Origin of the sequence: Oscillibacter sp. (assembly GCF_028693505.1) — a bacterium.
GTDB lineage: Bacteria > Bacillota > Clostridia > Oscillospirales > Oscillospiraceae > Oscillibacter.
The window spans coordinates 28,025-52,629 of record NZ_JAQUVF010000012.1; the positions used below are offsets into that span (position 1 = coordinate 28,025).

The following is a 24,605-nucleotide window of genomic DNA, read 5'->3' on the forward strand; positions in this document are numbered from 1 at the left end:
GTGGGGACTCGTAAAATAAAACCCAATCCCGGGCTTTCCGCCCGGCCCACACGGAAGGATGGAAAGCCTATGAAAACGCCCTTTGTCACCGCGCAGCAGCTGGAGGCCATTGCCGCCGACTACCCGACCCCGTTCCACATTTATGATGAAAAAGGTATCCGGGAAAATGCCCGCCGCCTGAAGGCCGCCTTTTCCTGGAATCCCGGTTACCGGGAATATTTTGCCGTGAAGGCCACGCCCACTCCCGCCATTTTAAAGCTGCTGGCGGAGGAGGGCTGCGGCTGCGACTGCTCCTCCGAGGCGGAACTGCTGATGGCGGAAAAATGCGGCGTCACCGGCGAGCACATCATGTTCTCCTCCAACAACACCCCCGCCTCCGAGTTCCAGACAGCAAGCCGTCTGGGCGCCGTCATCAATCTGGATGATTTGACGCTGGTGGACTTTCTGGAGGAATCCATTGGTAAAATCCCCGAAAAAATCTGCTGCCGCTTTAATCCCGGCGGCACCTTCACCCTGGGCGAGACCCGGGAGGGCTTTCAGGTGATGGACAACCCCGGAGACGCCAAATACGGCATGACCCGTCCCCAGATCGCAGAGGCCTTTACCCGCCTCCACGCCATGGGCGCCAAGGAATTCGGCATTCACGCCTTTCTTGCCTCCAACACCCTCTCCAACGCCTACTATCCCGCCCTTGCCCGCATTCTCTTTCAGCTGGCGGTGGAATTGAAGCGGGAAACCGGCGTCCACATCACCTTCATCAACCTCTCCGGCGGCATCGGCATCCCCTACCATCCGGACCAGCCCGCCAACGACATTGCCGTCATCGGCGACGGCGTCCGGCAGGCCTATGAGGAAATTTTAGTTCCCGCGGGCATGGGCGATGTGGCGCTCTACACGGAGCTGGGCCGCTTCATGCTGGGGCCTTACGGTCATCTGGTCACCCGGGCCACCCATGAAAAGCACATCTATAAAGAGTATATCGGCGTGGACGCCTGCGCCTGCAATCTGATGCGTCCCGCCATGTACGGGTCCTACCACCACATCACGGTCATGGGCAAGGAATCTGCGCCCTGCGACCATAAATACGACGTGGCGGGCGGCCTTTGCGAAAACAACGACAAATTTGCCGTGGACCGGATGCTGCCCCGCATTGACAAGGGCGATCTGCTGGTGATCCACGACACCGGCGCCCACGGCTTTTCCATGGGGTACAACTACAACGGCAAGCTTCGCTCCGCCGAGCTGCTGCTCCGAGAGGACGGCAGCGTGGAGCTGATCCGCCGGGCGGAGACACTGGAGGATTATTTCGCGACCCTCGTGTGGTAATGTTTCCGAAAACGCAAAACGCCGCGGCTTTCGCCGCGGCGTTTTGCTTGTGTCAGACCGGTTCCCTGCGGAGCTTTTCCCGCCCGCCGGTCCCCGCGCTTTCTTACCGGGTGGGGACAATTTCGATCCAGTATCCGTCCGGGTCCTGAATGAAATAAATGCCCATCTCGTGATTTTCAAAGCAGATGCAGCCCATCTCCTCGTGCCGCCGGTGGGCGGCTTCATAGTCGTCCGCCTGCAGGGCCAGATGGAACTCGCACTCCCCAAGATCGTACTTTCCGGGATGGTCCCGCAGCCATGTCAGCTCCAGAGAAAAGTCCGTCTTTCCGTCTCCCAGATACACAAGGAGGAATCGGCCGTCCTCCGATTCCTTCCGGCGCACCGGTTTTAAATCCAGCGCGTCCTTATAAAATTGCAGGGACCTGTCCATGTCCGAAACGTTGAAATTAAAATGGTTAAATGTCAGCATATCCTTCACCTCACCGGCAGTATACCACGAAGCGCGCAGAGTTCGCAAGAACCGCTCTTTACGGCGCGAAGTCCGTTTGCAAACATTTACAATTCGGGAGAAAAAGTCTGTGCATTTTTCCGTCGTTTTTCCGTTTGACGGCGCGTTTTCTCTGTGGTACACTGTTTGCAGTTAGAAGAAGCTAACTTTTGGGGAGGAAATGAGCGATGACATTAGACACGCTGCCCTTGGGGCAGGATGCCGTGATTACCGCAGTGGGCGGAGAGGGCGCGCTGCGCTGCCGCCTGCTGGATATGGGACTGATTCCCAAGACCGCCGTGCGGGTGGAAAAGACCGCGCCGCTGGGGGACCCGATTGAGCTGCGGGTGCGGGGGTATGCCCTCACGCTGCGCAAATCGGACGCCCGCAATATCGAGGTGGAGGTGCGCGGCGTATGATTTTTGCACTGGCGGGCAACCAAAACTGCGGCAAGACCACCCTTTTCAATCAGCTCACCGGCTCCAACCAGCATGTGGGCAACTTTCCCGGCGTGACGGTGGATCAAAAGTCCGGCGTCATTCGGGGGCAGAAGGACTGCACGGTGGTGGACCTGCCGGGCATCTACTCCATCCGGCCCTACACGCCGGAGGAGATCGTCACCCGGGACTTTATCCTGCACGAAAAGCCGGACGGCATCATCAACATCGTGGACGCCACCAACATTGAGCGCAACCTGTATCTCACGCTCCAGCTGATGGAGATGCGCATTCCCATGGTGCTGGCCCTGAACATGATGGATGAGGTCAGCGCCAACGGCGGCACCGTCGACGTGCAGGGCATGTCCCGCGCCCTGGGCATTCCTGTGGTGCCCATTTCCGCGGTCAAAAACGAGGGTGTGGAGGAGCTGGTCCGCACCGCCGTCGCCACCGCCCGAGGCCGGACCTATCCCACGGTGTACGATTTCTGCACCCCCGGTCCCGTCCACCGCTGCATCCACGCCGTGGTCCACCAGATCGAGGACCATGCGGAGTCCGCCGGGATTCCGGTCCGCTTTGCCGCCACGAAGCTCATCGAAAACGACCCGGATATCCGCCAGCGGCTGGTTCTGGACCAGAACGAGCTGGAGCTTTTGGAGCACAGCGTGCAGGAGATGGAGACGGAGGCGGGCATGGACCGCAACGCCGCGCTGGCGGACATGCGCTACCATTTTATCGAGGGCGTCTGCCACGACACCGTGGTGAAGTGCCGGGAATCCCGGGAGCACAAGCGCAGCGAGGCCATCGACCGGATCGTGACAGGCAAATATCTGGCCCTGCCCATCTTCTTTGGCATCATGCTGGCCATTTTCTATCTCACCTTCAATGTCATCGGCTCGTTTTTCTCCAATTTGCTGGCCGCCGGCATCGACGCGCTCACCGCCGCAGTGGACGCGGGGCTTACGGCTTACGGGCTCAACCCGGTGGTCCACAGTCTGGTGATCGACGGGGTGTTTGCGGGGGTGGGCAGCGTTTTGAGCTTTCTGCCCATCATCGTGGTGCTGTTTTTCTTCCTCTCCATTCTGGAGGATACCGGCTACATGGCCCGGGTGGCCTTTGTCATGGACCAGCTGCTGCGCAAGATCGGCCTTTCCGGCCGCAGCATCGTGCCCATGCTGGTGGGCTTTGGGTGCTCCGTCCCCGCCATCATGTCCACCCGGACGCTTGCCTCGGAGCGGGACCGGCGCATGACCATTCTATTGACGCCCTTTATGAGCTGCTCCGCCAAAATTCCCATTTACGCGGTGTTTTCCGCCGCCTTCTTCCCAAAATACGCGGGCCTTGTGATGCTTTCGCTGTACCTTCTGGGGATTCTGGTGGGCATTGTGGCGGCCAAGATTCTGGGCGCCACCGCTTTTCGCGGCAACCCCGTCCCCTTTGTCATGGAGCTGCCGAACTATCGCTTTCCCTCCGCCAAGAGCGTTTGGCAGCTGTGCTGGGATAAGGCAAAGGATTTCCTGACCCGGGCGTTCACCATCATCTTTGTGGCCACCATCATGGTGTGGTTCCTGCAAACCTTCGACGCACGGCTCAATCTGGTGCAGGAGGGGGCCGACAGCCTGCTTGCCTCCGTGGGCGCGGTTTTGGCGCCGCTGTTTGTCCCGCTGGGCTTTGGCGACTGGCGCATTTCCACCGCCCTCATCACCGGCTTTATCGCCAAGGAATCCGTCATTTCCACGTTGGGCATTCTCACCGGCGCCGGGGCTGAGGTGACGGCGGCGGCGCTGGGCACGCTGTTTTCTCCCGTGACGGCACTGAGCTTTTTGGTATTTACCCTCTTGTACACGCCCTGCGTTGCCGCCATCTCCGCAGTCAAGCGGGAGCTTGGCTCCGCTTGGAAAGCCGCCGGCGTGGCCGCCGGTCAATGCGCGGTGGCCTGGGTCGTGGCCTTTGCGGTGTATCGGGCGGCTTTGCTGATCTTTTAAAAGGAGGTGCCGCCATGTTGGAATTTTTGATTGTGGCCGGTCTTGGCGTCTGGCTCATTTGGGCGCTGCGGGCCTGCCGCCATTCCGGCGGCGGGTGCGGCGGCAGCTGTGACGGCTGCTGTAAAAGCTGCCAAAACCGTCGCTGACGTCCTCCTTTTGGGGAAATTTGTGGAATGTTTATAACTATCGTTCACAAACGGCCCGAATTCTGTGAAACTTCCTGTCAAAACGGCAATTGACTTTGCCGCTTTGACCCGCTAAAATAAAACCAACTTACGTGAAAGATGTCGCGAGACATTTGGAAAGGAGCCGGCCCTATGACTTACGCTAAGATGTTCGCCATGTCTATGATGTCTTGCCATGCGTCCGCCGGTTCCGCAGACGCTGGTTCTTGCTGCGCGCAGAGTGCTTCTATGCACGCTGCTTCTCATGCCATCATTATGATTCTGGACGCCATTATTATGGCGTCCATTATTATTATTGCGCTGGTAAACCTGGCTGTACTGCGCCTGTGCCTGGTACTGCTGGTACTGCTGGCAGGTCTGCTGGTTTGCGGCACGATGGAAACGCCCAAGATGCGAAAGCACGCATAACTGTTTGATACAGTAAAGCGGCTCCGCTTCCGTGGCGGGGCCGCTTTTTTGTATAATATTCCACAATCTATTGCAAAAGGAGAGACACATGATGAAAAAGAAGTTTATGAGTTTGATGCTGGTCATGGCAATGGTCCTGAGCCTTGCCGCCTGCGGCGCGAAGAAAGAGGAGGCTCCCGCCTCCGATGCCCCCGCCAGCACCCCTGCCGCCGAGAGCGGCTCCGCCTTTAAGCTGGGCGGCACCGGCCCCCTGACCGGCGGCGCCGCGATCTACGGCACTGCCGCCAAGAACGGCGCCACCATCGCCGTGGATGAGATCAACGCCATGGGCGGCATCCAGTTCGACCTGAAGTATGAGGACGACACCCACGACGCCGAGAAGGCCGTCAACGCGTACAACGCCCTCAAGGACTGGGATATGCAGATCTCCCTCGGCTCCGTCACCTCCAAGCCCTGCGAGGCGACCGCCGCTGAGACCTACGCCGACCGGATCTTTGCTCTGACCCCCTCCGCTTCCTCCACCGCCGTCACCGAGGGCAAGGACAATATGTTCCAGATGTGCTTCATGGACCCCAACCAGGGCTCCGCTTCCGCACAGTACATCGCCGACAAGGCGCTTGCCACCAAGGTTGCCGTCATCTGGAAGAATGATGATGTGTACTCCAAGGGCATCCACGACACCTTCACCGCCAAGGCTAATGAGCTGGGTCTGGAGATCGTCTCCGACACCACCTTTGCCGACGGCAACGACACCGACTTCTCCGTGCAGCTCTCTGGCGCCCAGACCAACGGCGCTGATCTGGTGTTTTTGCCCATGTACTATCAGCCCGCTTCCCTGATCTTCGCACAGGCCAGCTCCATGAACTACGCCCCCAAGTGGTTCGGCGTGGACGGCATGGACGGCATTTTGACCATGGAAGGCTTTGACCCGGCTCTTGCCGAGGGCGTCATGCTGCTGACCCCCTTCAACGCCGACTCCACCGACGAGAGAACCGCCTCCTTCGTCAAGGCCTATCAGGAGCGCTTCAACGAGGTCCCCAACCAGTTTGCGGCCGACGCCTATGACTGCGTTTACGCTTACAAGCAGGCTCTGGAAGCCGCCGGCTGCACACCCGACATGAGCGCCTCCGACCTGTGCGACAAGATGGTCGAGCAGTTCACCTCCATGTCTTTTGACGGCCTCACCGGCGAGGGCATGACTTGGGACGCCTCCGGCGCTGTTTCCAAGAGCCCCAAGGGCATGGTCATCGAGAACGGCGCTTACGTCGGCCTCGACTAATCCGGAATCTCAGATGGCAACGGGGCCGGAGCGGCTGCCCAAAACGGCGGCCGCTCCCGTTCCGGCTTTTGCATAAACAGCGCGTATCTGAAAATTCCCGGCACTCCCGGCGATTTTCAGATACGCACTGAACGGATCCTTTCCCTCGAAACAAACATACAAGGGGTGTATCACATGACCTTTCTGAATTTCCTTATCGGTGGGATCAGTCTGGGCAGCATTTACGCCATCATCGCCCTTGGCTATACCATGGTGTACGGCATCGCCAAGATGCTGAACTTTGCCCATGGCGACGTCATCATGGTGGGTGCGTATATCTGCTTCTACGCAATTTCACGCTTCTCCCTGCCGCCTCTGGTGGGCGTGCTGCTGGCCATGTTCGTCTGCACGGTGCTGGGCATGGTGGTGGAGCGGCTGGCTTACAAGCCGCTGCGCGCGGCCCCCTCTCTGGCAGTGCTCATCACCGCCATCGGCGTGAGCTACTTCCTGCAAAACGCGGCGCTGCTGCTGTGGTCCTCCAACCCCAAGGTGTTTCCCTCCGTGGTGGGCACCGGGAAGGTGGCACTCTTCGGCGGAGAGCTGACCATCACGCACGTCACCATCGTCACCATCGTCTCCTGCGTGGTCATCATGCTGGCGCTGACCTGGTTCACCGGAAAAACCAAGATGGGCAAGGCCATGCGCGCCTGCTCTGAGGATAAGGGCGCGGCGCAGCTGATGGGCATCAACGTCAACGCCACCATCTCCATGACCTTCGCCATCGGCTCCGGCCTTGCCGCCATCGCCGGTGTGCTGCTGTGCTCCGCCTACCCTACGCTGGTCCCCACCACCGGGTCCATGCCGGGCATCAAGGCCTTCACCGCCGCCGTGTTCGGCGGCATCGGCTCCATCCCCGGCGCACTGCTGGGCGGCTTGCTGCTGGGCGTCATCGAGATTTTTGCCAAGGCCTACATCTCCACCCAGCTCTCCGACGCCATCGTGTTCGCCGTGCTGATCGTGGTGCTGCTGGTAAAGCCTGCGGGCCTGCTGGGTAAGCAGATCCGCGAGAAAGTTTGAGGTGAGGAGCATGGCAAACAAACTGAAAACCCTCAGCAAGACCTCCCGCCGCAACTACCTCACTTACGTGCTGGTGATTCTTGCCTATCTGGTGCTCCAGCTGCTGAGCGGCTCTTTGAGCTCTTCCCTGAAGGGAATGCTGGTGCCCATCTGTGCCTATGTGGTCATGGCCATCTCTTTGAACCTGACGGTGGGCATTTTGGGCGAGCTGAGCCTGGGCCACGCGGGCTTTATGAGCGTGGGCGCCTTCACCGGCGTCACCGCCGCCGTGGCGCTGCAAGGTGTCATCCCCATCGCGCCGCTGCGCCTTGCCATCGGCATGGTGGTGGGCGCTGCCTTCGCCGCGCTGGCGGGCTTTCTCATCGGCATCCCCGTTCTGCGGCTCAAGGGCGATTATCTCGCCATCGTGACGCTGGCCTTCGGCGAGATCATCAAGAGCATCTTCAATAACCTCTATGTGGGGATGGACGGAAACGGCCTGCACTTCAGTCTCCTCAGCGACAGTACCGACCTTGCCGAGGGCGGCAAGCTCATCATCGGCGGCCCCATGGGCATCGGCGGCATCCAGAAAATCTCCACCTTCACCGCCGGCTTCCTGCTGGTGATGATCACGCTGGTGGTGGTGTTCAATCTGGTGAACAGCCGGTCGGGCCGGGCCATTATGGCCATCCGCGACAACCGCATCGCCGCCGAGAGCGTGGGCGTGAACATCACCAAGTACAAGATGATGGCCTTCGTCACCTCCGCCGCGCTGGCAGGCTCCGCCGGCACCCTCTTCGCCATGAACTATTCCACCATCGTGGCCAACAAGTTCGACTTCAACACCTCCATTCTGGTGCTGGTGTTCGTGGTGCTGGGCGGACAGGGCAACATGCTGGGCTCCATCGTGGCCGCCGCCGCGCTGACCATTTTGCCGGAAGCGCTGCGCCAGTTCGCCGACTACCGGATGCTGGTGTACGCCATCGTGCTGATTCTCGTGATGCTTGCCACCAACAACCCCTCGTTCAAATCCTTCTGGAGCCGGATCACCGGTAAACGCGACAAAAAGGAGGCTGCCTGATATGTTATCCAAACTGGTTCCCGTCCCCTCGGGCAGCATGATCCCCGACCGGGACATCGATAAGCGCCCCATTCTGGAGTGCGTCAATTTGGGCATCACCTTCGGCGGACTCAAGGCCGTGGAGGATTTTAACCTCACCATCGGCCGCACGGAGATCGCCGGACTCATCGGCCCCAACGGCGCGGGCAAGACCACGGTCTTTAACCTGCTGACCAAGGTCTACGAGCCTACCAAGGGCACCATTTTGCTGGACGGCACCGACACCCACAGCATGGACACCGCCCACGTCAACCGCGCCGGCATCGCCCGCACCTTCCAGAACATCCGCCTTTTCCAAAACCTCAGCGTTGCCGACAACGTGAAAGTCGGCATGGACACCCAGATGCACTACAATATGTTCAGCAGCCTCTTCCGCCTGCCCGACTACTGGAAAGAGGAAAAGACCGCCCGGGAGCGGACGCTGGAGCTTCTTTCCATCTTCAATATGGCGGACATGGCAAACGTGAAGGCAGGCTCCCTGCCCTACGGCGCACAGCGCCGTCTGGAAATCGTCCGGGCCTTGGCCACCAACCCCTCGCTGCTGCTGCTGGACGAACCGGCGGCGGGCATGAACCCCTCGGAGACGGCGGAGCTGATGGAAAACATCCGCAAGATCCGAGACACCTTCCAGATCGCAGTCCTGCTCATTGAGCACGACATGAGTCTCGTCATGAACATCTGTGAGGGCATCTGCGTACTGAACTTCGGCCGCGTCATCGCCAAGGGCAGTCCCGCCGACATTCAGGCAAACCCCGCAGTCATCGAGGCGTACCTCGGCAAGAAAAAGGAGGCGTGAGCATGGAACCCATCTTAAAGGTAGACGATATCAACGTCTATTACGGCAGCATCCACGCCATCAAGGGCGTCTCCTTCGAGGTGAACAAGGGCGAGATCGTCACCCTCATCGGCGCCAACGGCGCGGGAAAGTCCACCACGCTGAACACCATCTCCGGCCTGCTCCACAGCAAGACCGGCTCCGTGTCCTTTATGGGCGAGGATTTGGCAAAGGTCCCCTCCCACAAGATCGTCTCCAAGGGCCTGGCGCTGGTCCCGGAGGGCCGCCGCATCTTTTTGCAGATGACCGTGCAGGAAAACCTGGAAATGGGCGCTTACACCTGCGGCACAAAAACCGTGGACGAGGATCTTGGAAAGGTCTACGCCCAGTTCCCCCGCCTAAAGGAACGCTACCGTCAGGTGGCAGGCACGCTTTCCGGTGGCGAACAGCAAATGCTGGCCATGGGTCGGGCCCTGATGAGCCACCCCACCCTTTTGATGCTGGATGAGCCTTCCATGGGCCTTGCCCCCATTCTGGTGGAGCAGATTTTTGACATCATTCAGCGGCTCCACCAATCCGGCACCACAATTTTGCTGGTGGAGCAAAACGCCCAGGCCGCCCTGAGCGTGGCCGACCGGGGCTACGTGCTGGAAACCGGTAAGGTCCTCACCTCCGGCACCGGCAGTGAGCTGCTGGCCTCCCCCGTCATCAAAAAGGCGTATCTTGGCGGCTGAGCGCCCCGGCGGTGTTTTCCCTGTCTGCAAATTTTTGAAGGAGAGCGCGTATGCGCTCTCCTTTTTGTTTGCATTTTCCCCATATCGTGGTATACTGCTGTCAAGACAACTCGGAAAAAAAGGGGGGCTTCCATGCACGCGGAAGAACGCCGTCAGGCCATTTTGGAACAACTCCATACCACGCCGCAGCCCGTCAGCGCCGCAGCTTTGGCTGCCCGCTTTCGCGTCAGCCGCCAAATCATCGTGGGGGACATCGCCCTGCTGCGGGCCGCGGGAGCCAACATCTCCGCAACGCCCCGGGGCTATGTGATTCTGGTCTCTCCCGGGGGACTTTTGCATCAGGTGGCCTGCCGCCACGACGCGCAGGACATGGAAGCGGAGCTGAACGCCATCGTCGATCAGGGCTGCACCGTGCTGGACGTGATTGTGGAGCACCCCATTTACGGGCAGCTCACAGGGCCGCTTCAGCTCTCCAACCGGTACGAGGTGAGCCAGTTTCTCTCCCGCCGCGCCCAGTCCGACGCCCGCCCCCTGTCCGCCTTGACGGAGGGCATCCACCTCCACACCCTCTCCTGCCCCTATGAGGACGCCTTTTCCCGGGTGAAGGCGTCGCTCAAGGCGCTGGGCATCCTTTTGGAGGGCTGAAAAAGCGGTTGACAAGCATGGGAATCTTTAGTATAGTGTGGTGGACAAGTGTCAAGACACCTGTCCACCACACTTTTTAAAAAAGCAGGTACCAGTATGGAAAACGTAAAGACCTTTCTCGCGCGCAAGAACATTGAGCTCTCCGCCAAACGATATGGCATTGACGCGCTGGGCGCCATGGCGCAGGGGCTGTTCTGCTCCCTTTTGATCGGAACCATCATCAAAACGCTGGGTCAGCAGACCGGCATTTCCCTTTTGACGGACATCGGTACATACGCCATGAGCGTCTCCGGCCCCGCCATGGCAATTGCCATCGGCTATGCGCTGAAGGCAGACCCCATGGTCCTCTTTTCTCTGGCCGCCGTGGGCTGGGCCGCCAACGCAGAGGGCGGCGCGGGGGGGCCGCTGGCCGTTCTCCTCATCGCCATCATCGCCGCGGAGTGCGGCAAAGCGGTGAGCAAGGAGACCCGCGTAGACATTCTGGTGACCCCCGCCGTCACCATTCTCGTGGGCGTGACGCTTGCCAAGCTCATCGCGCCGCCTATCGGCGCTGCCGCAGGGGCCTTCGGCCTTGTAATCGACAACGCCACCAAGCTCCAGCCCTTCTGGATGGGGATTGCCGTGTCCGTTCTGGTGGGCGTGGCGCTGACGCTGCCCATCTCGTCCGCCGCCATCTGCTCCGTTTTGCAGCTGACGGGCCTTGCGGGCGGGGCCGCTGTGGCGGGCTGCTGCGCCCAGATGGTGGGCTTCGCCGTGATGAGCTTCCGGGAAAACCGCTGGGGCGGGCTGGTGAGTCAGGGACTGGGCACCTCCATGCTGCAAATGCCCAACATCGTCCGCAACCCCCGCGTCTGGATCGCGCCCACCGTGGCCTCCGCCATCACCGGACCGATTGCCACCTGTCTTTTCAAGCTGGAGATGAACGGCGCGCCCATCAACTCCGGCATGGGCACCTGCGGCCTGTGCGGCCAGATCGGCGTGTGGACAGGCTGGCTCGCCCCCAGTGAGGAAGCCCTCGCCAAGGGCGCTGCCGCCATCACGCCGGGGGCGTTCCAGTGGCTGGGCCTCCTCCTTATCTGCTTCGTGCTGCCCGCCATTCTCGCTCCGCTCATCAATCGCTTCTGCCGCCATCTGGGGTGGGTGAAGGACGGAGACCTGACGCTGGACTGACGGGCGCAACCATCTGCCCAGATTTTGAAAAAATGACCCGCCGCTTCTTTCCGAAGCGGCGGGTTTTTCGCGCTGCAATTGGGCCTTTGATCGTTCCTTTTTTAAATGGCAGCGGCCATAAGCAGCGGTCGCGCTTTAAATGAGGTTGCCCTCGCTGTGGTCCCGCAAGGGCAGCTCGGCAAAGATCGCGGAGCGGATGGACACATAGGCCGCTGGGCCGCGGGAGCGGCGCATTTGCTTGTCCAGCCGCTCGCCGCCTTCAAAGAGGTGGATCAAGTAAAACCAGACCTCCTTCATCCGCTGGGCGGCATTGTCCGCCTGCCCGTAAAACGCCTGATACGCCTGAAACAGCTCCTCGGTGAATGCCATCAGTTCCTCCCGGGTGGCGGCAGGACCGCCACGCAGCTTGCGCGCCAGTGCCGGGTCCGCCACGGCGCCCCGGCCGATCATCACGGCGGTGACGTCCGGAAAACGCTCCTCCAGCGCCCGCACCTCCGCCACCGTGCGCAGATCGCCGTTGTAGCACACCGGGTTGCGGCTGTTGCGGAGCGATTGTTCAAAGGTCTCCAGATGCACCGGGCCCCGGTACTTCTCCTTCTTCACCCGGGCGTGGATGGTCAGGCAGGCGATGGGGTAGCGGTTATAGATGTCCAGCAGGGCGGGAAACTCCTCCGCCTCGGCAATGCCCAGCCGGGTCTTGACGGAAATTGGCAGCACCGCCTTGGAAAAGACCTCCTCGAAAAAGCGGTCCAGCTCCTCCGGCTTTGCCAGGAATCCGGACCCCTTTCCCTTGGCCGTCACCGTGCCGGAGGGACAGCCCAGATTCAAATTCACTTCCGAAAATCCCAGCTCCGCCATCTGCTCTGCCGCCCAGAGGAAGTCCGCCGCCCGGCAGGTCATGATCTGGGGGATGGCCGGCGCGCCGCCGTGGGAAAGCTCCAACTCCCGCCGGTCCCGGGGCGTGAGGATATGCTGGTCGGTGGGGGAAATGAAGGGGATGAAGTAGCGGTCCACGCCGCCGAAATACTGGCTCCACACCCGGCGGAACACCACTTTGGTAATGCCGTCCAGCGGCGCAAAATCAAGGCGCTCCATCATGTCAGCTTCTCTCCCCACTCCGCTTCGTGAAAGCCCACCAGCGCAAGCTCGTCGCCTACGAGAATGGGGCGCTTGACCAGCATCCCGCTACCTGCGAGCAGCGCGCGCAGCGCCTCCTCCTCCAAGTCCGAGGCCTTCACGCCCAGCGCCCGGTACTGCGCGCCGCTGGTATTGACAAAGCGCGTCAGCGGTTTTCCGCTGAGCAGCTGCCAGCGCGCCAGCTCCTCGGCCGTGGGCGGCGCTTCTTTGATATTTCGCGTCTCAAACGCGATGCCCCGCGCCTCCAGCCACGCTTTGGCCTTTTGGCAGGTGGAGCACTTGGGGTAGCACACAAACAGCATCTTCGTTTCCTCCCGGAAATGGCGTATTTTTTTCCCGCAGGGGCGGATTTTCCCGTCAGTACGCGCTGATCTCCAGCGACGCGTCGTCCCCGCCCTTTTCAATGGCAAGGATCTTCACAAAATAGCCCGTCCCGGGGCCGACCTCCACAGAGACCCGGTCGCCCACCCGGTGGCCCAGCAGCGCCTTCCCCACCGGGGACTCCTTGCTGACGAGACCCTTCAGCGCGTCTTGGCGCAAGGTGGTGACGATGCGGATAGTCATTTCCTTTTTTGCCAGCTCATGATAGATTGTCACAGCGTCGAAAAGCCCCACCGCGTCCGCCTGAGAGCGGACCTCGATCACCTTCGCCGTGCGGATCATCCGCTCCAGATAGCGGATGCGGCTCTCGTTGCGATTTTTCGCCTGCTTGGCGCACTTATATTCAAAATTTTCGCTCAGGTCCCCAAAGGCCCGGGCCGTCTGCACCTCTTCGATCAGCTGGGGGCGCAGATCCCGGACCCGGTGATCGATCTCTTCCTGCATCTTCTTTAGATCTACTTCCGTTAGTTCGTCGTACAAAGGACTTCTCCTCCCATCTCTCGCCCCAAAAGCCCGTGGGTTTTAAAGGCCGTTTTCTTCCGGTTATTTTACCACCCCGGGGCAAAAAACACAACTGCCGCCCCGCCGGAGGGAACAAAGCCCCGGAGCGGATGGTTTCCCCATCCGCTCCGGCGCTTTGCGCAGTTTCTCAGTTGCCGACGCCCGCCGGGATTTTCAGCTCTCCCGGTCGACAGTCTCGTTTTTCTTTTCCTGATACATGGCCTCATCGGCGACATGCAGCATCTCTTCCAGCGTCTCTTTTTTGAAATCAAACCGCTTGGTATACGCATACCCCAGTTCGGCGCTGACCGCCTTGCGGTTTTTCTCTCCGTAGCGGACGGCGCCGATGGCGTGGCGTATCCGCCCGACGGTCTCTTTCGTCTGCTGCTCTGTGCAGTTGGTGAGGATCACCAAAAACTCGTCTCCGCCGTATCGGATGACAGAGTCGCTCTGGCGCACCGTTTTCATCAGCGCCTTTGCCACCCGGGCAAGCACATCGTCGCCGATGGCATGGCCGTGCTGGTCGTTGATCTGCTTGAATCCGTGCAGGTCCAGCATCACCAGCGCCATCTGCCGCACAAGGCCGGTTTGGCCGTGGTGGGTGAAGAGCATCTCCCGGAGGAAGCGGCGGTTGTATGCGCCGGTCAGCTCATCCTTGTAGATTTTTTCCTGCGTCTCCGCGATCAGCTGGGAAACGGTCTTTTCCCCGTATTTTCCCAGCATCAGGTGGTCGGACACCCGGCTTACGATCTCCAGCACCAGCCGGTGCCGCCGCCCGGTGAGATCCTCCACCGTCAGGGGGTTGGAGGTGACGTAAAACACATTGTTTTGGATGAATTCATACTTCGTCATGCGGCACTCTTCCCGCACGGCGCACATGCTGGTGCAATTTTCGCAGCGGGTATCCTTGTTCCAAACGTGAAAACAGCTGTACGGCTCCCGGCGCATACTGCCGTCCTGCTCCAGAGAAATGACGCAGGTATCCGTGGGGTCCACCAGCCGCACCGTATCAAATACCGGCTTCAAAAACACCATCATCCCCCGCATCTCTGCGGCGGTGTACACGCCGTCCATCTCGAAGAGCTTCTCATTGGGCATGCCCATGACGGCCTTGCGATATTCCCGCACCATGGCGGCAAAGCGGCCGCTGTATTCCAGTACATTCCTTACCCGCCGCTCCACCACCTCCGGGACGAAGGGCTTGGTAATGTAGTCATTGACGCCAAGGCGCAGCATATGGGTCTGGCGCTGGGCGTCATCGTCCGGCAAAACCGCCAGCACGGGAATTCCTCCGGTGTCCGCATGTTCGGATTTCCGCAGCAGAAATTCCGTTTCATCCATCTGCGCGGTCTGCATATCCAAGAGGATCAGCGCCAGATCCCCCTTGTGCTGTTCCATGAGCGCAAGGCCCTTTTCCCCGCTTGGGGCAAAGAGGACCTGATAGTCCTTCCGAAAAATCTGCCGCAGCGAAACATCGCCGGTGTCGGAATCATCCACAATCAGAATTTTTTTGCCCGCTTCCGTCCTTTCCAGGCTCGCCTGACGGAACCGGTCCAGCTCCAGCTCCAGCAATTTCTGGGCAGTGACATCCGTCAATTGCCCCATCAGGATATGCTGGTCGCCCACCTGACAAATATATTGCAGCTTCAAATCCACCCAAAGCACCCTGCCGGCTTCATTTTTGCTGCGGTAGATGCAGCTCTCCGCCGTTTTGGCGTCCACGCAGTTTTGGAACGCCTCCAGCACGTCTTTCCGGTCGTCCGGCACGGCGAAGGAAAGGGTCTCCGGCGCTGTGCTCTCCTTACTGTATCCAAACAGTTTGCGGAACGCGCGGTTGACGCGCAGCGTCCCCACCCGTTCTCCGTCAAATTCGTAGACGCAGTTGGCTTGTGTGGCATTAGAAAACAGCACTTCCATTTCCGGGTCCGAGCACCACAGCCGCGCCATGTCGAAGCCGCCGGGCGGGGCGACGGGCTGTTCCAGCACGACCGTTCCGCTTTCCACCAGCAGCTCCTGATAGGACTCCACCGGCATGGGCCTTGCAAAATAGTACCCCTGTGCAAAGTCGCAGCCCACGCTGCGCAGGAAGCTGACCTGTTCGGCCTTTTCAACGCCCTCCGCCACCGTTGGAATATTCAGCCATTTTGCCATACGGACCACGCTTGCGATGATATTGGCGCCCCGGTTGGAATCCTTGGCCGTCTCAAAAAAGCGCATGTCGATTTTGAGTACGTCCACATCAATGTTCTTCAAGACGCTCAAAGAGGAGTATCCGCTTCCAAAGTCGTCCATCAGGATGGTGAAGCCCCTCTCGTGCATCTGGCAGACAAACTGCTCCATCATCTTGGGGTTGTCCATGTAGGCGCTCTCCGTCAGTTCCAGCTGCAAAAGCCGGGGCGGCAGGGCGTATTCGCGGACAAGGCCGTCGATGATCTCCACCGTGTGCGGGTTGTAGAGATTGACCCGGGAGACGTTCACGGAGATGGGCGCGGGATGGTGGCCCTGCTTGAGCCACGTTTGCAGCAGGGCGCAAACCTGGTCCCACATATAATAGTCCAGCTTTGAAATAAAGCCGTTTTTTTCAAAAACCGGGATAAACCTGCCCGGCGGGATCAGGCCCTTGGTGGGGTGCCGCCAGCGCACCAGCGCCTCCGCCCCCGTGGGGGAATTGGTCTCCAGCGCGTATTGAGGCTGGAGATACACGCAAAACTGATGCTCCTCCAGCGCGGTCACCATCTCGTTGATGATCTCCTGCTCCTGCTCCAGCTTCGCGCTCAGCTCCGGCGTGTAAACGCCGGTGGTCTCCATATAGTTGCCCTTACAGGTCTTTGCAGCGAGGGTTGCCCGGTCCAGCATTTTGTTGACCGAGATCGTCAGATCGTCCAGAAAATAAACGCCGAAAATGGGCACAATGTCAAAGCTGCGGTTATAGGCCTTGACCTTCTCCCGCGCAAGGACAAGGCCCTGTATCACCGCGTCCCTTGTGGGGTAGGGAAAGCACATGGCGAACACGTCCCCCTCGATGCGCCCGTATGTATACATCGCCCCCAATTCCTTGCAGCTCATGTTCCTGGCCAGATGGATCAGCAGCCGGTCCCCCTCCTCCGTCCCGAAAAAGGAGTTGATGAGCTGAAACCGGTCGATATCCAGCCGCACCAGCGCAAACTGCCCCTGGGGATTGGCGTCCAGCATTTTGCGGGTCTCCTTGAGGAATTTTGTTTGATTGTAGATGCCCGTCAGCGTATCAAATTCCGCCAGATACTTCAGCCGCTCAAACGCGGAGAGCTGACTGCGGGCGATGGCGTTGCGCAGCCGGAAGCGGATGATCTCCCCGTTGTAGGGCTTTGTGATAAAGTCCCACGCCCCCAGCTCCAGCGCCTGCACCTCCATCTCCTCGCTGTCGTTCCCCGTCGCCACCACGATGGGGAGGTTCCGGCAGGCCTCGTCGCGCCCAACCGCCTTGAGAAAGGAAAAACCGTCCATCACCGGCATGACCAAATCCAAAATGACTCCGGAGATCATGGTGCGGCGTGTATGCAGCAGGTCCAACGCCTCCTGCCCATTCTCGGCTTCCAGCGTATCGTACTCCGGAGAGAGCAGCCGAACCAGAATTTTTCGATTGACAGCGGAATCCTCTGCAATCAAAATCATCTTTTTCTCCAGCATATCTCCATCCCCCAATCTATCCCAACTGATCCGGCCAATTTTTCTATTTTTTGGTAAAATGCCAAATCAACTTTGTGTATTTTATATCATTTTATCACCTTTTTCCTCAAAAAACAACAAATGGGGGAAAATCTGCCAGCGGGGCAAAACGCCCCGGCTTGACTTTCCCCGCCGGAGGTTTTATTGTAATTCCAACGAAACCGCTTTGCGGCAACCGCACAGGGAGGTCCGCCATGGACTTTGCTTTTTTATCCGAAACGGCGCTCTTTCGGGGCGCCGCCCCCCAGGAGGTCGCCTCCATGCTCACGTGCCTGCGGGCCACGACGCGGCGATACGAAAAGGGCGAGACCGTCTACCACGCCGGGGAGTACGTCACCTCTTTCGCCATGGTGCTCTAAGGCAGCGTGTCCATTGAAAACAACGATCTCTGGGGCAACCGCAGCGTGCTGGACCGGGTGGGACCGGGTCAGGTCTTTGCGGAGACTTACGCCTGCGTACCCGGGGAGGCCCTCATGGTCAGCGTGGTGGCGGCGGAAACGGCGCAGGTGCTCTTCCTTGACGCGGCGCAGCTGCTGCTGCCCTGCCAAAGCGCCTGTTCCCATCACGCAAGGCTCATCGCGAACCTGCTCTCCATCTCGGCACAGAAAAACTTGAATCTCTCCCGCAGGATTTTTCACACCTCCTCCAAGTCCATCCGGGGCCGGCTGCTGTCCTATCTTTCCTATCAGGCGCTCCGCCAGGGCAGCCGGGACTTCACCATTCCCTTTGACCGTCAGGCGCTGGCCGACTATCTCAGCGTGGACCGCAGCGCCCTTTCCGCCGAGCTTGGCAAAATGCAGCGAGAGGGCCTTCTTCGGGTGCGAAAAAACCACTTTGTGCTGCTGAGCAGTCGGTTTGCGTGAAGCTTTAACCGGGCGCGGCCTTTGTTCCGCCGGGGTCCGGGGGACCTTGCTTTTGCGCCGCCGCCCTGCTATCATGGGCTTACATCCGACCGCCGGTACGCGGTGGGAGTCCGGGCGAAAATTTGCACTTTGGGAGGGTTTGTGCCATGCGTATTTGCGGTTTGCAAAAGCTGTCCATGGTGGACTATCCGGGTAAACTTGCCGCCACCGTGTTCACCGGCGGGTGCAATCTGCGCTGTCCCTTCTGCCACAACGCGCTGCTGGTGACCCGGCTGGAGGAGTCCCCCGCGCTGGAGAGTGGCGACATCCTCTCCTTTCTCTCCACCCGCCGAAACCTTTTGGACGGCGTTGTCCTCTCCGGGGGCGAGCCGCTGCTTCACGCTGGCGCGGCTGATTTTTTGCGGGAGGTCCGCGCCCTTGGCTTTTCCGTGAAGCTGGACACCAACGGCTGCTATCCCGACGCGCTGGGGAACCTTCTTTCCCAAGGGCTGGTGGATTATGTGGCCATGGACATCAAAAACTGCCGGGAGCGCTATCCAGAAACCGTGGGCGTTCCGGATTTTGACATCGCCCCCGTGGAAGAGAGCATCCGCCTGCTGCGTCGCAGCGGCGTAAGCTTTGAGTTTCGCACCACGGCGGTTCGGGAGCTGCACACCGCCGCCGACATCCGCGCCATCGGCGCGTGGCTTGCAGGCGCGAAGCGGTACTGCCTGCAAACCTTTGTGGACTCCGGAAACCTGATCGCCTCCGGGCTACACCCCCTCTCCCCCGAGGAGATGGCGGCCTTCGCCGCCGCCGCGCAGCCGTTTTTCGGCCATGTGGAGGTTCGCGGCGTCTAGTCGCCTTCCGGCGCGGTCAGCCGCCCTCTGCTAAATATAGTGCCGTTTGTGTCTTTCACCAAAAAAACGCACAAGATATCGTGGTTTCTCTCATTGACTTCCCCCTGCCATATGGTAAAATGTAGATTGCGAGGCATTGCGGCGGCGCTGCCGCGAAGAGACAGAGATGCCGGACATCATGAGAGAAAGCAGGGAATACTTATGTACCAGGTCGTAAAGAGAGACGGTAAAATTGCCGATTTTAATCTCTCTAAAATCAGTGTCGCCATCACCAAGGCCTTTGAGGCCACCAACAAGGATTACAACCCCGATATCATCGACCTGCTGGCATTGAAGGTCACCGCGGATTATCAGGACAAAATCAAAGACGGCAAGGTCACCGTGGAGGACATTCAGGACAGCGTGGAGGATGTACTCAGCAAAACCGGCTATGCCGACGTGGCCAAGGCCTATATCCTCTACCGCAAGCAGCGGGAGAAGATTCGGAATTTGAATTCCACCGTGCTGGACTACAAGGAGCTGGTGGATAACTACGTCAAGATCAACGACTGGCGCGTGAAGGAAAACTCCACCGTCACCTACTCCGTGGGCGGTCTGATCCTCTCCAACTCCGGCGCCATCACCGCCAACTACTGGCTCAGCGAGATCTATGACGAAGAGGTTGCCAAGGCCCACAAAAGCGGCGACATGCACATTCACGACCTCAGTATGCTCACCGGCTACTGCGCGGGCTGGAGTCTCAAGCAGCTCATTCAACAGGGGCTGGGTATTCCCGGGAAAATCAACTCCGCCCCCGCCAGCCATCTTTCCACCCTCTGCAACCAGATGGTGAATTTCCTCGGCATCATGCAAAACGAGTGGGCCGGGGCCCAGGCCTTCTCCTCCTTTGACACCTACCTTGCCCCCTTCGTCCGCGTGGACGGTCTCACCCCGAAAGAGGTCAAGCAGTGCGTGCAGTCCTTTGTTTACGGGGTCAACACCCCCTCCCGCTGGGGCACGCAGGCGCCATTTTCCAACATCACGCTGGACTGGACCGTGCCAAAGGACCTTGAGAATCTGCCCGCCATCGTGGGCGGCCGGGAGCAAAGCTTCACCTACGGCGAGTGCCAGAAGGAAATGGACATGGTGAACCGCGCGTTCATCGAGATCATGACCGAGGGGGACGCCGGCGGTCGGGGCTTCCAGTATCCCATCCCCACCTACTCTATCACCAAGGACTTTGACTGGAGCGAGACGGAAAACAACCGTCTGCTCTTCGAGATGACCGCAAAATACGGTACGCCCTATTTTTCCAACTACATCAACTCCGACATGGAGCCCTCCGACGTGCGCTCCATGTGCTGTCGGCTGCGGCTGGACCTGCGGGAGCTGCGCAAGAAGTCCGGCGGCTATTTCGGCTCCGGCGAATCCACCGGCAGCGTGGGCGTGGTGACGGTCAACCTGCCCCGCATTGCTTACTGCGCCAAAACGCCGGAGGAATTTTACCGGCAGCTGGACCACGTGATGGACCTCGCGGCCCGGTCTTTGAAAACCAAGAGGACCGTTATCACCCGGCTGATGGACGCGGGACTGTATCCCTACACGAAATACTACCTCGGCACCTTCCAAAACCACTTCTCCACCATTGGCCTCATCGGCATGAACGAGGTGGGCCTCAACGCCGCGTGGCTGCGCCAAGACCTCACCCATCTGGAGACGCAGGCCTTCGCCAAGGACGTTTTGAACCATATGCGCGAGCGCCTTTCCGATTATCAGGAAGAGTACGGCGACCTCTACAATTTGGAGGCCACCCCCGCGGAGTCCACCACCTACCGGCTGGCAAAGCACGACGTGGAGCTGTATCCGGACATCCTCACCGCCGCCAAGGAACCCGGCGACACGCCCTACTACACCAACAGCTCCCACCTGCCCGTGGGTTACACCGCCGACATTTTCGACGCACTGGCCGTGCAGGACGAGCTGCAAACGCTCTACACCTCCGGCACCGTGTTCCACGCCTTTCTCGGCGAGAAGCTGCCGGACTGGAAGGCCGCCGCCGCGCTGGTGCGCAAGATCGCGGAGAATTTCAAGCTGCCCTACTACACCATCTCCCCCACCTACTCCATCTGCCCGGACCACGGCTACATCGCCGGGGAGCACGCCACCTGTCCCCAGTGCGGCAAAACCTGTGAGGTGTGGAGCCGCATCACCGGGTATTACCGCCCCGTGCAAAACTGGAACGACGGCAAGGTGCAGGAGTTTGAGGACCGCCAGACCTACGATCTCGGCGCCTCCCAGCTGGAGGGCCGCCGTCTGTGCGACCGGGAAAGCGCCACCGCGCCGGCGCAGACCGCTCCCGCGTCGCAGGAAGCGGACGGGCTGTTCCTCTTCACCACCGCCACCTGCCCCAACTGCAAGATCGCCAAAAGCGAGCTGGACAAGGCGGGCCTTTCCTACCGTGTCTGCGACGTGGCGGAGCACCGGGACCTTGCCGTGCTCTACGGCGTCCAGCAGGCCCCCACGCTGATCGTCCGCCGGGGCGGTCAGGTGGAAAAGCTGGTGAACGCCTCCGTTATCAAGCGCTTCGCCGTCACACAATAAACCGCAAAACAGGAGGGACCGCATCCCTCCTGTTTTCATTGGGAGAACGCAAGCTATGAACGAGTATTTCGACATCATCATCGTGGGCGGCGGCCCTGCCGGGCTTACCGCCGCGCTCTACGCCCGCCGGGCGGGCAAGTCCGTTCTGGTGCTGGAAAAGGCGGGCATCGGCGGGCAGATTGCCTCCTCTCCCCGGGTGGAGAATTTCCCCGCCGTCCCCGGCGTCTCCGGGGCGGAGCTGGCGGACCGGCTCTACCGGCAGGCGGAGGCGCTGGGCGCGCGAATCGAGCTGGAAGAGGTTTTGGAGGTGCAAAACGGCGCGCCCAAAACCGTGGTGACGGACTACGCCGCCTATTCCTGCGCCGCGCTGATCCTCGCCACCGGCATGACCCACCGCACGCTGGGCCTTCCGGGGGAGGACACCCTCTCCGGCATCTCCTTTTGCGCCGTGTGCGACGGGGCCTTCTACGAAAACCGCTCCGTGGCGGTCTGCGGCGGGGGGAACACCGCCTTGCAGGACGCGCTGTTTTTGGCCGATCTCTGCCGCCGCGTGACCCTCATCCACCGGCGGGATACCTTCCGGGGGGACCCCATTTTGCTAAAGGCGCTGAAGAAGCGGGAAAATGTGACGCTTCTGCCGGAGACGGTGATCGACGCCCTGCAAGGAAGAGACGGTGCGCTGACCGGACTCACGCTGCGCGATCTCCGCACCGGCGAGGAACCTCTGCTGGCGGTGGACGCCCTGTTTGAAGCCGTTGGTCAAACGCCGGAGAGCGCGCTGGCCCGGGCGCTGGCGGTGGCGGACGACGGGGGCTTCATTCCCGCCGGAGAGGACTGCCGCACGGGGGCTGACGGCATTTTCGCCGCCGGCGACTGCCGGTGTAAGGCGGTCCGCCAGCTGACCACCGCCTGCGCCGACGGCGCGGTGGCCGCCATCGCGGCCTGTTCCTACTGTGACCGGGAGGGAACGATTCCCTCTGCATAAAAATGAGCAGGAGGCAGAACTGATGGATTCGCTTTTTTCTCTGGCGGGAAAAACCGCCGTCATTACCGGCTGCGCCACCGGCATCGGGCAGGGCCTTGCCGTGGGGCTTGCAAAAGCCGGGGCCGACATCATCGCGCTGGACATTGCCGATCTTGAGGACACAAGGCAAAAAGTCACCGGGCTGGGACGGGTCTGCGGCTGCTACCACGTGGACCTTGCCGATTCCCACAGCATCGACACGGCTTGGAACGCTCTGCTATCGGACTTTAAAACCGTGGACATCCTCTTCAACAACGCGGGCATGCAGTACCGCGCTTCCGCCTTTGAATACCCGGAAGCCATGTTTGATAAGATCGTGGCGGTGAATTTGAAGGCCGCCTATCTTCTTTCCCAGAAGGCCGCCCGCCACTTTCAAAGCCGGGGCTGCCCCGGGAAGATCATCAACACCGCCTCCCTCTTCACCACCTTCGGCGGTGTGGAGGTCAGCGGCTACACCTGCACGAAGCACGGTATCATGGGCATGACCAAGGCCCTTTCCAATGAGCTTGCCCCCTACGGCATCTGCGTCAACGCCATCGCCCCGGGCTATATCCAAACGGAACTCACCCGCGCCATCTGGAGCGATCCGGAGCGGCGCGGACCCATGGACGCGCGGATTCCCTTGGGCCGCTGGGGCACCCCCGCGGATTTTGAAGGCATTGCGGTGTTTCTCGCCTCTTCCGCTTCCGACTATATCACCGGCGTCATGATCCCCGTGGACGGCGGCTACACCGTCCGCTGAGGGGCGTCTATCGCGCTTTCGCGTAAAGACGGCCGGACGCCTTGCGCCATACTGTTTAAAAAAGCTGCCAGATGCAGCCCCAAGGGGGCTGCTCCCGGCAGCTTTTATCCGTTTATAGATACTTTTTCAGCGCTTCCAGATTCCCCTGCATCAGCGTGACATAGGTCGCCCCGCCGTCCAGTTCCACCTTGGAAACATTGTGGCAGGAGTGGAACATTGCCGTTTTGGCCCCGGCGGCCTCCGCGATGCTGTCCGCCACCAAATGGTTGGAAAACTCGATATACCAGACTGTGGGGATTTTCTCCTGGCGCACCTTGTCTGTCAAAAATGCCACGGTGGCGGCGGAAGGCTCCGTCTGGGTGCTGCACCCGGGGAAGGCGGCGTAGTAGTCCAAGTCGTATTCCTCCGCAAAATAGCGCAGGGGAAACCGGTCGCCAAAGACCATGGTCCGGTCCGTCCGGGCATCAAAAAACGCCGCAAACTCCCCGTCCAGCTCGTGGATCTTCGCGGCATACGCCTCCGCCGCCGCGGTATAGTCCCCGGCATGAGCGCCATCCAGCGCCGAGAGCTGCTCCCCCACCGCCCGGGTGATGGCGGCGGCGTTTTGGGGCGACGTCCACACGTGCTCGTCCAGCTCCGCCACCTCCCCCGCTCCGTGGTCCTCGTGTTCTTCCTGCATGCCCGCCACCGATTCCTCCTCCAGCAAGTCCACGCAGTCCACCATCCGCATGGCGGTCCCCCGCATCTCCACGGCGGAGAGGATTGTCTCCACCCACGCGTCGGACTCTCCGCCAAGGTACAAAAAGAGATCGCACTCCTGCACCGCCAGAATGTCCGATGGGGTCGGCTCGTAGGTGTGGCTCTCCGTTCCCGGCGGCAGCAGCAGCTTGACATCCGCCCACTCCCCCGCCGCAGCCCGGGCAAAATCATAGGCCGGGAACACCGTGGTCACGATCTGAAGGCGGTCCGACCGCTCCGTTTTTTCTATCTGCCCGCCGCAGCCTGTCAGCACCAGCGCGCACAACAGCAGCAGGGAAAACACTTGTTTTTTCACGAAATGGCTCCTTTTCAAACTGAGAATGATTTTCAGATGTTTATGATAGCACGTCCGGGCAAAAAATGCAAGCTGCTTTTCCCCCCTCCCTGCCGCTTGCGTTTGGGGCCGCTTGCCGTTATAATACTGTCTGATTGGCAGACTTCCTGGCGGTCTGCGCAGGATATCGCCGCTTGGCACTGCGGCGCAACTT

General features: G+C 60.4%; 24 protein-coding genes. 18 read left to right on the plus strand and 6 right to left on the minus strand.

Annotation, left to right across the window (positions count from 1 at the left end):
• The first annotated feature begins 69 nt into the window (after nt 1-69).
• Nucleotides 70-1,326: a diaminopimelate decarboxylase gene (locus PHI30_RS05300; RefSeq protein ID WP_300024894.1), complete on the plus strand. Its 1,257-nt coding sequence runs from the start codon at nt 70-72 to the stop codon at nt 1,324-1,326.
• Nucleotides 1,327-1,429: 103 nt separating this feature from the next.
• Here PHI30_RS05300 and PHI30_RS05305 read toward each other — a convergent pair whose 3' ends face one another.
• A complete protein-coding gene (locus PHI30_RS05305) occupies nt 1,430-1,795 on the minus strand; it encodes a VOC family protein (protein ID WP_300024897.1) in 366 nt (121 codons plus the stop codon).
• 206 nt (nt 1,796-2,001) lie between these two features.
• Here PHI30_RS05305 and PHI30_RS05310 point away from each other — a divergent pair, with 206 nt between their 5' ends.
• From PHI30_RS05310 to PHI30_RS05360, 11 genes are all read left to right on the plus strand, one after another.
• The gene (locus tag PHI30_RS05310) at nt 2,002-2,232 is read left to right on the plus strand and encodes a FeoA family protein (protein WP_300024900.1); all 231 of its coding nucleotides are present in this window, start codon (nt 2,002-2,004) and stop codon (nt 2,230-2,232) included.
• On the plus strand, nt 2,229-4,235 hold the full coding sequence (feoB, locus tag PHI30_RS05315; RefSeq protein ID WP_300024903.1) for a ferrous iron transport protein B: 2,007 nt from the start codon (nt 2,229-2,231) through the stop codon (nt 4,233-4,235). The genes PHI30_RS05310 and feoB overlap by 4 nt, the downstream gene beginning before the upstream one ends.
• Before the next feature lie 14 nt (nt 4,236-4,249).
• Nucleotides 4,250-4,381 carry a hypothetical protein gene (locus PHI30_RS05320; RefSeq protein WP_300024906.1) on the plus strand — a complete coding sequence of 44 codons (132 nt, stop codon included), beginning with the start codon at nt 4,250-4,252 and terminating at the stop codon, nt 4,379-4,381.
• Nucleotides 4,382-4,552: 171 nt separating this feature from the next.
• Nucleotides 4,553-4,828, plus strand: a complete 276-nt coding sequence (locus PHI30_RS05325; RefSeq protein WP_300024909.1) for a hypothetical protein — start codon at nt 4,553-4,555, stop codon at nt 4,826-4,828.
• Between the two features lie 91 nt (nt 4,829-4,919).
• On the plus strand, nt 4,920-6,107 hold the full coding sequence (locus tag PHI30_RS05330) for an ABC transporter substrate-binding protein (protein WP_300024911.1): 1,188 nt from the start codon (nt 4,920-4,922) through the stop codon (nt 6,105-6,107).
• 174 nt (nt 6,108-6,281) lie between these two features.
• Nucleotides 6,282-7,163, plus strand: coding sequence for a branched-chain amino acid ABC transporter permease (locus tag PHI30_RS05335; protein WP_300024913.1), 882 nt, complete (start codon nt 6,282-6,284; stop codon nt 7,161-7,163).
• A gap of 10 nt (nt 7,164-7,173) precedes the next feature.
• Nucleotides 7,174-8,223 (plus strand): branched-chain amino acid ABC transporter permease, encoded by a 1,050-nt coding sequence (locus tag PHI30_RS05340; RefSeq protein ID WP_300024916.1) that lies wholly within the window; start codon nt 7,174-7,176, stop codon nt 8,221-8,223.
• A gap of 1 nt (nt 8,224) precedes the next feature.
• A complete protein-coding gene (locus PHI30_RS05345; RefSeq protein ID WP_300024918.1) occupies nt 8,225-9,058 on the plus strand; it encodes an ABC transporter ATP-binding protein in 834 nt (277 codons plus the stop codon).
• A gap of 11 nt (nt 9,059-9,069) precedes the next feature.
• The gene (locus PHI30_RS05350; protein WP_367186339.1) at nt 9,070-9,771 is read left to right on the plus strand and encodes an ABC transporter ATP-binding protein; all 702 of its coding nucleotides are present in this window, start codon (nt 9,070-9,072) and stop codon (nt 9,769-9,771) included.
• A gap of 132 nt (nt 9,772-9,903) precedes the next feature.
• Nucleotides 9,904-10,416, plus strand: coding sequence for a transcription repressor NadR (locus tag PHI30_RS05355; RefSeq protein WP_300024922.1), 513 nt, complete (start codon nt 9,904-9,906; stop codon nt 10,414-10,416).
• A gap of 96 nt (nt 10,417-10,512) precedes the next feature.
• Entirely contained in the window at nt 10,513-11,586 is a 1,074-nt protein-coding gene (locus PHI30_RS05360; protein ID WP_300024925.1) for a PTS transporter subunit IIC, read from the plus strand.
• Nucleotides 11,587-11,721: 135 nt separating this feature from the next.
• Here the strand turns inward: PHI30_RS05360 and PHI30_RS05365 are convergent, their stop codons facing one another.
• The 4 genes from PHI30_RS05365 to PHI30_RS05380 form a co-directional block, all read right to left on the minus strand.
• Complete coding sequence (locus PHI30_RS05365) at nt 11,722-12,684, minus strand: tRNA-dihydrouridine synthase family protein (RefSeq protein ID WP_300024926.1); 963 nt, start codon at nt 12,682-12,684, stop codon at nt 11,722-11,724.
• Entirely contained in the window at nt 12,681-13,025 is a 345-nt protein-coding gene (locus PHI30_RS05370; RefSeq protein WP_300024928.1) for a Spx/MgsR family RNA polymerase-binding regulatory protein, read from the minus strand. The genes PHI30_RS05365 and PHI30_RS05370 overlap by 4 nt, the downstream gene beginning before the upstream one ends.
• A 55-nt stretch (nt 13,026-13,080) precedes the next feature.
• Nucleotides 13,081-13,584, minus strand: a complete 504-nt coding sequence (locus PHI30_RS05375) for a GreA/GreB family elongation factor (RefSeq protein ID WP_300024930.1) — start codon at nt 13,582-13,584, stop codon at nt 13,081-13,083.
• A 195-nt stretch (nt 13,585-13,779) separates the two neighbouring features.
• Complete coding sequence (locus PHI30_RS05380) at nt 13,780-17,271, minus strand: EAL domain-containing protein (RefSeq protein ID WP_300024932.1); 3,492 nt, start codon at nt 17,269-17,271, stop codon at nt 13,780-13,782.
• A 233-nt stretch (nt 17,272-17,504) separates the two neighbouring features.
• Between PHI30_RS05380 and PHI30_RS10080 the strand changes: the two genes are divergently transcribed.
• From PHI30_RS10080 to PHI30_RS05405, 6 genes are all read left to right on the plus strand, one after another.
• The gene (locus tag PHI30_RS10080; protein ID WP_367186337.1) at nt 17,505-17,669 is read left to right on the plus strand and encodes a hypothetical protein; all 165 of its coding nucleotides are present in this window, start codon (nt 17,505-17,507) and stop codon (nt 17,667-17,669) included.
• A 6-nt stretch (nt 17,670-17,675) separates the two neighbouring features.
• Nucleotides 17,676-18,173 (plus strand): Crp/Fnr family transcriptional regulator, encoded by a 498-nt coding sequence (locus PHI30_RS05385; RefSeq protein ID WP_367186338.1) that lies wholly within the window; start codon nt 17,676-17,678, stop codon nt 18,171-18,173.
• A gap of 146 nt (nt 18,174-18,319) precedes the next feature.
• Nucleotides 18,320-19,012: an anaerobic ribonucleoside-triphosphate reductase activating protein gene (locus tag PHI30_RS05390; protein WP_300024935.1), complete on the plus strand. Its 693-nt coding sequence runs from the start codon at nt 18,320-18,322 to the stop codon at nt 19,010-19,012.
• Nucleotides 19,013-19,213: 201 nt separating this feature from the next.
• Complete coding sequence (locus PHI30_RS05395) at nt 19,214-21,592, plus strand: ribonucleoside triphosphate reductase (RefSeq protein WP_300024938.1); 2,379 nt, start codon at nt 19,214-19,216, stop codon at nt 21,590-21,592.
• A 55-nt stretch (nt 21,593-21,647) separates the two neighbouring features.
• Nucleotides 21,648-22,577 (plus strand): NAD(P)/FAD-dependent oxidoreductase, encoded by a 930-nt coding sequence (locus tag PHI30_RS05400; protein WP_300024941.1) that lies wholly within the window; start codon nt 21,648-21,650, stop codon nt 22,575-22,577.
• Between the two features lie 22 nt (nt 22,578-22,599).
• The gene (locus tag PHI30_RS05405) at nt 22,600-23,358 is read left to right on the plus strand and encodes an SDR family oxidoreductase (RefSeq protein WP_300024944.1); all 759 of its coding nucleotides are present in this window, start codon (nt 22,600-22,602) and stop codon (nt 23,356-23,358) included.
• A 112-nt stretch (nt 23,359-23,470) separates the two neighbouring features.
• Here PHI30_RS05405 and PHI30_RS05410 read toward each other — a convergent pair whose 3' ends face one another.
• The gene (locus tag PHI30_RS05410) at nt 23,471-24,412 is read right to left on the minus strand and encodes a metal ABC transporter substrate-binding protein (RefSeq protein WP_300024947.1); all 942 of its coding nucleotides are present in this window, start codon (nt 24,410-24,412) and stop codon (nt 23,471-23,473) included.
• Nucleotides 24,413-24,605: the final 193 nt, after the last annotated feature.

Excerpts from the sequence above, each read along its gene's own strand:
- PHI30_RS05380 (WP_300024932.1), bottom strand. The coding sequence starts at position 17,271 with ATGCTGGAGAAAAAGATGATTTTGATTGCAGAGGATTCCGCTGTCAAT.
- PHI30_RS05330 (WP_300024911.1), top strand. The coding sequence starts at position 4,920 with ATGAAAAAGAAGTTTATGAGTTTGATGCTGGTCATGGCAATGGTCCTG.
- PHI30_RS05340 (WP_300024916.1), top strand. The coding sequence starts at position 7,174 with ATGGCAAACAAACTGAAAACCCTCAGCAAGACCTCCCGCCGCAACTAC.
- PHI30_RS05320 (WP_300024906.1), top strand. The coding sequence starts at position 4,250 with ATGTTGGAATTTTTGATTGTGGCCGGTCTTGGCGTCTGGCTCATTTGG.
- PHI30_RS05370 (WP_300024928.1), bottom strand. The coding sequence starts at position 13,025 with ATGCTGTTTGTGTGCTACCCCAAGTGCTCCACCTGCCAAAAGGCCAAA.
- PHI30_RS05405 (WP_300024944.1), top strand. The coding sequence starts at position 22,600 with ATGGATTCGCTTTTTTCTCTGGCGGGAAAAACCGCCGTCATTACCGGC.
- PHI30_RS05360 (WP_300024925.1), top strand. The coding sequence starts at position 10,513 with ATGGAAAACGTAAAGACCTTTCTCGCGCGCAAGAACATTGAGCTCTCC.
- PHI30_RS05400 (WP_300024941.1), top strand. The coding sequence starts at position 21,648 with ATGAACGAGTATTTCGACATCATCATCGTGGGCGGCGGCCCTGCCGGG.
- PHI30_RS05305 (WP_300024897.1), bottom strand. The coding sequence starts at position 1,795 with ATGCTGACATTTAACCATTTTAATTTCAACGTTTCGGACATGGACAGG.
- PHI30_RS05300 (WP_300024894.1), top strand. The coding sequence starts at position 70 with ATGAAAACGCCCTTTGTCACCGCGCAGCAGCTGGAGGCCATTGCCGCC.
- PHI30_RS05335 (WP_300024913.1), top strand. The coding sequence starts at position 6,282 with ATGACCTTTCTGAATTTCCTTATCGGTGGGATCAGTCTGGGCAGCATT.
- PHI30_RS05395 (WP_300024938.1), top strand. The coding sequence starts at position 19,214 with ATGTACCAGGTCGTAAAGAGAGACGGTAAAATTGCCGATTTTAATCTC.
- PHI30_RS10080 (WP_367186337.1), top strand. The coding sequence starts at position 17,505 with ATGGACTTTGCTTTTTTATCCGAAACGGCGCTCTTTCGGGGCGCCGCC.
- PHI30_RS05310 (WP_300024900.1), top strand. The coding sequence starts at position 2,002 with ATGACATTAGACACGCTGCCCTTGGGGCAGGATGCCGTGATTACCGCA.
- PHI30_RS05365 (WP_300024926.1), bottom strand. The coding sequence starts at position 12,684 with ATGATGGAGCGCCTTGATTTTGCGCCGCTGGACGGCATTACCAAAGTG.
- PHI30_RS05345 (WP_300024918.1), top strand. The coding sequence starts at position 8,225 with ATGTTATCCAAACTGGTTCCCGTCCCCTCGGGCAGCATGATCCCCGAC.
- PHI30_RS05355 (WP_300024922.1), top strand. The coding sequence starts at position 9,904 with ATGCACGCGGAAGAACGCCGTCAGGCCATTTTGGAACAACTCCATACC.
- PHI30_RS05325 (WP_300024909.1), top strand. The coding sequence starts at position 4,553 with ATGACTTACGCTAAGATGTTCGCCATGTCTATGATGTCTTGCCATGCG.
- feoB (WP_300024903.1), top strand. The coding sequence starts at position 2,229 with ATGATTTTTGCACTGGCGGGCAACCAAAACTGCGGCAAGACCACCCTT.
- PHI30_RS05390 (WP_300024935.1), top strand. The coding sequence starts at position 18,320 with ATGCGTATTTGCGGTTTGCAAAAGCTGTCCATGGTGGACTATCCGGGT.